This window comes from Microbaculum marinisediminis (assembly GCF_025397915.1).
GTDB lineage: Bacteria > Pseudomonadota > Alphaproteobacteria > Rhizobiales > Tepidamorphaceae > Microbaculum > Microbaculum marinisediminis.
Window position 1 is genome coordinate 1 of the sequence record NZ_JALIDZ010000020.1, and the last position, 5,597, is coordinate 5,597.

Annotated in this window: 6 protein-coding genes, 3 tRNA genes and 1 pseudogene; 4 read left to right on the forward strand and 6 right to left on the reverse strand. The window is 60.9% G+C overall.

Features of this window, described 5'->3' with window-relative positions:
• The 3 genes from MUB46_RS24035 to MUB46_RS24045 form a co-directional block, all read right to left on the reverse strand.
• The coding region (locus MUB46_RS24035; protein WP_261618511.1) for a GTP-binding protein at positions 1-94 on the reverse strand (94 nt) is incomplete at its 3' end.
• A 115-nt stretch (positions 95-209) separates the two neighbouring features.
• A tRNA-Gly gene (locus MUB46_RS24040) sits at positions 210-283 on the reverse strand.
• Between the two features lie 15 nt (positions 284-298).
• Positions 299-383 (reverse strand) — tRNA-Tyr (locus MUB46_RS24045).
• 140 nt (positions 384-523) lie between these two features.
• Between MUB46_RS24045 and MUB46_RS24050 the strand changes: the two genes are divergently transcribed.
• The gene (locus MUB46_RS24050) at positions 524-1,348 is read left to right on the forward strand and encodes a TrmH family RNA methyltransferase (protein ID WP_261618519.1); all 825 of its coding nucleotides are present in this window, start codon (positions 524-526) and stop codon (positions 1,346-1,348) included.
• Between the two features lie 7 nt (positions 1,349-1,355).
• Here the strand turns inward: MUB46_RS24050 and MUB46_RS24055 are convergent, their stop codons facing one another.
• Positions 1,356-1,760 (reverse strand): hypothetical protein, encoded by a 405-nt coding sequence (locus MUB46_RS24055; protein ID WP_261618520.1) that lies wholly within the window; start codon positions 1,758-1,760, stop codon positions 1,356-1,358.
• A gap of 111 nt (positions 1,761-1,871) precedes the next feature.
• On the opposite strand from MUB46_RS24055, the gene MUB46_RS24060 reads away from it, so the two are divergent.
• Positions 1,872-1,947, forward strand: a tRNA-Thr gene (locus tag MUB46_RS24060).
• Positions 1,948-2,517: 570 nt separating this feature from the next.
• Here the strand turns inward: MUB46_RS24060 and MUB46_RS24065 are convergent.
• Complete coding sequence (locus tag MUB46_RS24065; protein ID WP_261618521.1) at positions 2,518-2,886, reverse strand: hypothetical protein; 369 nt, start codon at positions 2,884-2,886, stop codon at positions 2,518-2,520.
• Positions 2,887-3,252: 366 nt separating this feature from the next.
• On the opposite strand from MUB46_RS24065, the gene MUB46_RS24070 reads away from it, so the two are divergent.
• A complete protein-coding gene (locus tag MUB46_RS24070) occupies positions 3,253-3,429 on the forward strand; it encodes a hypothetical protein (protein ID WP_261618522.1) in 177 nt (58 codons plus the stop codon).
• A gap of 230 nt (positions 3,430-3,659) precedes the next feature.
• A complete protein-coding gene (locus MUB46_RS24075; RefSeq protein WP_261618523.1) occupies positions 3,660-4,571 on the forward strand; it encodes an Abi family protein in 912 nt (303 codons plus the stop codon).
• 420 nt (positions 4,572-4,991) lie between these two features.
• On the opposite strand, the pseudogene MUB46_RS24080 reads toward MUB46_RS24075, so the two are convergent.
• Positions 4,992-5,597, reverse strand: a pseudogene (locus MUB46_RS24080) (hypothetical protein); the annotation flags it as partial.

A 5,597-nucleotide genomic window follows, 5' to 3' on the forward strand; every position in this document is an offset into this window, starting at 1 on the left:
TCGCAGCCGTCAGCGTCGTCTTGCCGTGGTCAACGTGACCAATCGTGCCGATGTTGCAGTGCGGCTTCGTCCGCTCAAACTTCCCTTTGGCCATCGCCTTGTATACCTCAGTCTAGTCGCTTGTTCGCCATCGGCCTGGTCTGCTCGGCCACTCGTCGTCCATACCGGCTTCGACGAGGCATCCGGTCTATCCCGGCCACGCCGCGAGCTGGAGCGGGTGAAGGGAATCGAACCCTCGTCATCAGCTTGGAAGGCTGTTGCTCTACCATTGAGCTACACCCGCATTTTCGCGTTGCATTGGTGGAGGGGGTTGGATTCGAACCAACGTAGGCTAAGCCAACGGGTTTACAGCCCGTCCCCTTTAACCACTCGGGCACCCCTCCAATCATGCAACTTGAGTCGAAGACACAGCATCCCGCCGCCGCAGCCGCTTCGGCGCAGCGTGAACGCTTTATGGGAATGATCCCGCCCGATGTCAACTGCCCCCTTCCGGAATCTGCGCCAACATGCGCGTAATTGCGCCATGACCAACATTCGAAAACCATTTCCTAAGGGAAAGAAGCCCACAAAGGCTGTCCGGCCCAAGCGACCTTACGGCCGGAATGCCGGCGATTCGGAGGCAGATCCATATATATACGGTCTGCACCCCGTGGTTCACGCGCTTCAAAATCCGAGTCGCACCCATCACCGCCTTCTGGTGACGGCGAACGCCCTGCGCCGCCTGACCGAGGATCTGGGCAACGCGCCTGATTCCCTTATCGCGGGCCTGACGATCGAGGAGGCCTCCAGCAACCAGATCAGCCGCATTGCCGGCGACGACGCCGTCCATCAGGGGTGTCTGCTCTATTGCGATCCCCTGCCCGATCTTAGCCTCGACGACCTGCGCGAGCCTCGGCGGCTGCTGCTACTCGACCAGGTGACCGACCCTCATAATGTCGGCGCCGTGCTGCGTTCTGCCGCCGCCTTCGCCCTCGACGCGGTGGTGGTCACGACGCGCCACAGTCCGCGCCTCACCGCCGTTCTGGCCAAGTCGGCGGCCGGCGCGCTCGACATCGTGCCCCTGGCGCGCGTCCAGAACCTGTCGCGGGCGCTGGAGGACCTGAACGCCCGCGGGTTCGTCACGATCGGACTCGATGCCTCCGCCAGCCAGCCGCTCGAGGACATCGCCCTGCCCGGCCCCTTCGCCCTGGTCATGGGGGCGGAAGGCAAGGGATTGCGGCAGAAAACCCGGGAAACCTGCTCCGCGCTCGCGCGAATCGACATGCCGGGACGCATGCCGAGCCTGAACGTGTCGAATGCGACAGTGCTTGCGCTCTACATCACCGACCGCAACGCCGGTAAAGGCTAAAGTCGCGTTATCTGGGCGCGGGCGCCTGCCCGCCCGGCGCGAAATGTTGAGGCACCGGCGGAAAATAGATGAATCGCTTGGGCGGAAGGACGAAGTAGGCCGGCGCCGCATAGACCGCGGTGCGATTCTGGTACCACTGCTGCCAGTTGGGGCCGACATAGACATATCCGCCGGCCGGCCCGTACCACTTGTAGTAGGCCACCGGATAGCGCAGGTGGCGCCGGTCGCGCGCATACCAGTAGCCGGACCGGTGATAGTCGTAGCCATTGACGAAGGGAAACGCGACGCCCAGCGCGAAGCCGGCAAGGCCCGCGGCGGCGATGTCGTCGCCCTCCGCCCACGCGGGCTCAGCGGCAAGGCCCACACTGCCGATGGCCAGCCCGGCGACAGCCGCCGTCAACACCCGCCTCATGCCGTGATCTCCTTGCCCCGTTCCCTGGCCGCCTAGAATGGGGATCCTTAACGAATGGGCATTACCATTTGCTTTCCCGCCCGCATCGGTTATGACGCGGCATCACCAGCGGCCGGCTTAGCTCAGCTGGTAGAGCAACGGTTTTGTAAACCGTGGGTCGGGGGTTCGAGTCCCTCAGCCGGCACCATTTCCCAAATAAATTCAATCACTTATGAGAGGGTCCGTAGTTCTGCGTGGCGCCCCCCGTTCTGTGTCCGCATTATGTCCGGAAAACGAAAAAGCCCGCCGCGGTTTCCTGCGACGGGCTCGCCAAAGCGTTGGGAGCAGATCGAAGATAACCAAATGCCGCCGCGCGGCGGTGGGGGGCTGTTGTGGCGCGGCGGCAGTTGGACATGTGTCAGTCGCGATTCATCCCCAAGGAGACCGCTTGTTATCATTCAAGCCCAAGTTCGCTAGCTAAGCAATTGCCGATCCTATCTAAAACACGCTGCCGATTGGCGAAATAAAACCCGCCGCAGGTTTCCCCGCGACGGGCTCGGGTGCCGCCGGTGTCCTGGTCAGCGCCGGGGCAAACGGATTTCCGGCGCCAGCCAGTCTGCAACGTTCCTACAGGCCACGCCAAGCCGCACCACAGGGGCGACAAGGCGCGCCCGTGCGTCTCCGGTGTCGTACCGCTCGGCAATGGCAATTGCGCCGTCCAGGGCCTTGCTACCGGCCCGCATGGTCCATGACGCGAGGATGAGGCGGATTAGGCGCATCACACCAACACTCTAGGTCCAGATAGCCCGAGTAGTTCGACGTCAATCCGGTCGGCGTCCGTCGACTCGAACAAGAGATACTTTTCCCCGGCAGGAACGTCCTTAATCAGGTCCGGGGCCATTTCGCTTTCCGCATACAAGACCCGGCTTTCTTTAGGATTATCCGCGAAGACAACCAGCGTCACAAACCCGTCGGGACATTCGCGAATGTAGTCCGCCAATTTCGCGAAAAACTCTCGGATCTTGGGGTTATCAATTGGTAAGGGCGGCGTATCTCCGGCGACCGCTAGCGTCCTGCCTGTTGCAGCGGCGAGACAAAACGCGATCGCTCCCGTGACGGCGGCGCGGCGGGTGATTGTCGTGGACATATCGAGCTTCCTTCCTGGTTGCAGCCGGGAAGGACTCGCGCCTTGTCGTGTTTTTGATAGAAGTGTTGTCGGTCATCGAACGCCCTCATCCGGCGGTTGATGTCAAGTGCCGGTCGGGTGTTGGAACCACCCGGCCGGTGCGCCTATCGTGCGCCCTTCCTTCGCGGAATGCAACCGGGGGCGGGCAGGCTGGCGAAGCTGCCGCGCGGTGGCGGCCGGAAGAGCGAGGCATTCGATCAAACCGCACATGTGCGGACTTCCGCAGCGCCAGACCGGCAAATTTGCCGGTGTGCCAACGCAATCGGAGGCCGCAGATAACGGCGAAGGGCCGGGCGTCCGGCTCAAAAAAAGCAGCAGGGATAACGAATGGAACGGACGGTTCGGGTCTGGAACGAAGACGTTGAAGTCAGCGTCTATCAGAAATCGAAAAGCGTCTGGGTGGCGGTTGGCACCTACCTCGGCCACCACATCGAAGTGAAGGGCCGAAGCGCCTCGTCAGCGCTCGCCCTTTGGCGGGATGCAGCTCGATACAAGGGCAACTGACCGGATCGGTAGGGCAAAAAAAATTCCGAATCCATATCAAGGGGTTGCGTTCGGATTCGGCATTTGGAGCGGATTTTTTGAACGCATCCGTTATTGCCTTCTTAGGAAAGATAGGCCATATCTCGCATCAATAAGACCCGCCACGCCTCGGACGAAGCCTCGGCTTCGCACTGCGCACCCCGGCGGGTTTCTTCTTTTCAGGGGCGATTTATCGTCATATTCATGACGGTATGAAGTTCGCCAAACCTTCTTTATCCATTGCTGACCAGATTGCGCTTCTTGAACGAAGAGGGATGACGATTCCCGATCGGGCAAGGGCAGAACACTACCTTCAGCACGTCAGCTACTACAGGCTTCGAGCATATTGGCTCCCGTTTGAGCAGCCTGCGCCCATTAACGGCGACCATATGTTTCGCGACGGCACTTCGATCGACGATGCCATTGCGCTTTACGTGTTCGACCGCCAGCTTCGCTTGCTGGTCATGGATGCTATCGAGCGGATCGAAGTTTCGTTACGGGGTGCATGGGCATACCACCTTGCCATGAAATATGGCCCCCACGGCTATCTTGATCCGAACCTATATGATCGAGCGGATCGATTTGCCAAGGCACTCACCGGACTTCTGGACGAGATCGAGCGATCGACTGATACCTTCATCGTCCATTACAAGTCGAAATACGACGATCCAGAGCAGCCACCGATTTGGATGACTGCCGAGGTTATGTCCCTCGGCCAACTCTCAAAATGGTATAGCAATCTAAAGCTTCGACCGGATCGGCAGGCGATCGCGAAGATTTATGGATTGGATGAAAAAATCCTGTCCTCCATTGCTCACCATCTAACCTATGTGCGGAATATCTGCGCTCATCACAGCAGGCTTTGGAACAAACAATTCACTGTCACCATGACCATTCCTAATTCTCCGGGCTCCCTCAAGCTGGCGATGAACACGGCGGCCACGCGAAAGCTTTACAACACGTTGGCGTTGCTCGGTTATCTGATTGGAATCGTCGCGCCAAGCACAGAGTGGCGGAAACACCTGGCGGATTTGGTTGCGTCCTGCCCGCTTGCAGGCACCGCCGCGATGGGATTCCCGACCAACTGGAGAGAAATGCCCGCTTGGAAGTCGGCTTGCGCTTGATTTGTAGCACCTGCCGATTTTCCCGGTGCTACAGGATTTTCCCTTTATTTTTTTCCGCGCTGTAGCACCTGTAGCACCATGAGAAACCGTGTCCGCGCGACGGCTTCAGGCTTTGCGCTGTCCGGCCGCAACACGCCTACACGCGGGATTGAGAACGCGCTGGACGGTGCGGACGCTCAGGCCGGTTTCCTCGGCGACCTTGCGGGCGGTGCCCGGCTGCTGTTGCGGGGACTTTCGTTGCCCTCGGCTGTCGAAGGCTGGGTCCGACACCTTGTCGCATCCAGCTCGGTCCCGAGCCTCAATGAGTTCCGCGTACTCGCTCACTATCTAGGGCAGAACTTCCCGGCGCCGGGAAGTTTCCCAGGAACATCGAGCCGGAGAACCTCGCGCCGGAGCGAGGTTTCAGGACACGGCAACCGCTCAATAATCATCGTCCTCCAGGCCCGGCATGAACATGCCGCCAAGCACGCCCCTTGCCGCCATCCCTGCGGCGGGGTCTGAGGGGCGCAACAGCGGCCTTCCCGTCGCTATCAGGTGCTGAGCCTCACGGGCCTTGGCGAGCGATCGCTTGCCCAATGCATGACGCGCCGCGCCGGACGTAGCGAAGCCTACCCCGGTGCCGATCGCACCGCCGACGGGCCCGCCAAGCAATGCACCGCCAAGGGCACTTCCCAGGCTGGCACCGCCAAGCATCCCGCCCAGCGTCGTGACCGCCGACGCAGCCTGTTCAAGGCCATCGGCGCGGATAACCGCATCGATCGCCTTGCGCTCCTTGGCGCTGTACAGCCGCGTGAAGTCCTTCCGTTTCTTCACGTTGCGCAGCCGGGCCTTGACGCTGGTCATCAGGTGCGTCGGTCCGCCCGCCACGTCCTCGGCATGGGTCAACGCGTCCTCGATGACTTCCGTCTTTTTCATGCGTCGCCACAGGCCGCGCGCTTCGGGCATCACCTTCGCCACAACCTTGCGATCACCGGCCACGACGGCATCATCCGCAAGAGCCCCGAACCAGTTATCGAAGGTGTCCAG

What these genes read in the sequence shown, in the direction of transcription:
- MUB46_RS24050 (WP_261618519.1), top strand. Translation starts at nt 524, where the DNA reads ATGACCAACATTCGAAAACCATTTCCTAAGGGAAAGAAGCCCACAAAG.
- MUB46_RS24055 (WP_261618520.1), bottom strand. Translation starts at nt 1,760, where the DNA reads ATGAGGCGGGTGTTGACGGCGGCTGTCGCCGGGCTGGCCATCGGCAGT.
- MUB46_RS24065 (WP_261618521.1), bottom strand. Translation starts at nt 2,886, where the DNA reads ATGTCCACGACAATCACCCGCCGCGCCGCCGTCACGGGAGCGATCGCG.
- MUB46_RS24070 (WP_261618522.1), top strand. Translation starts at nt 3,253, where the DNA reads ATGGAACGGACGGTTCGGGTCTGGAACGAAGACGTTGAAGTCAGCGTC.
- MUB46_RS24075 (WP_261618523.1), top strand. Translation starts at nt 3,660, where the DNA reads ATGAAGTTCGCCAAACCTTCTTTATCCATTGCTGACCAGATTGCGCTT.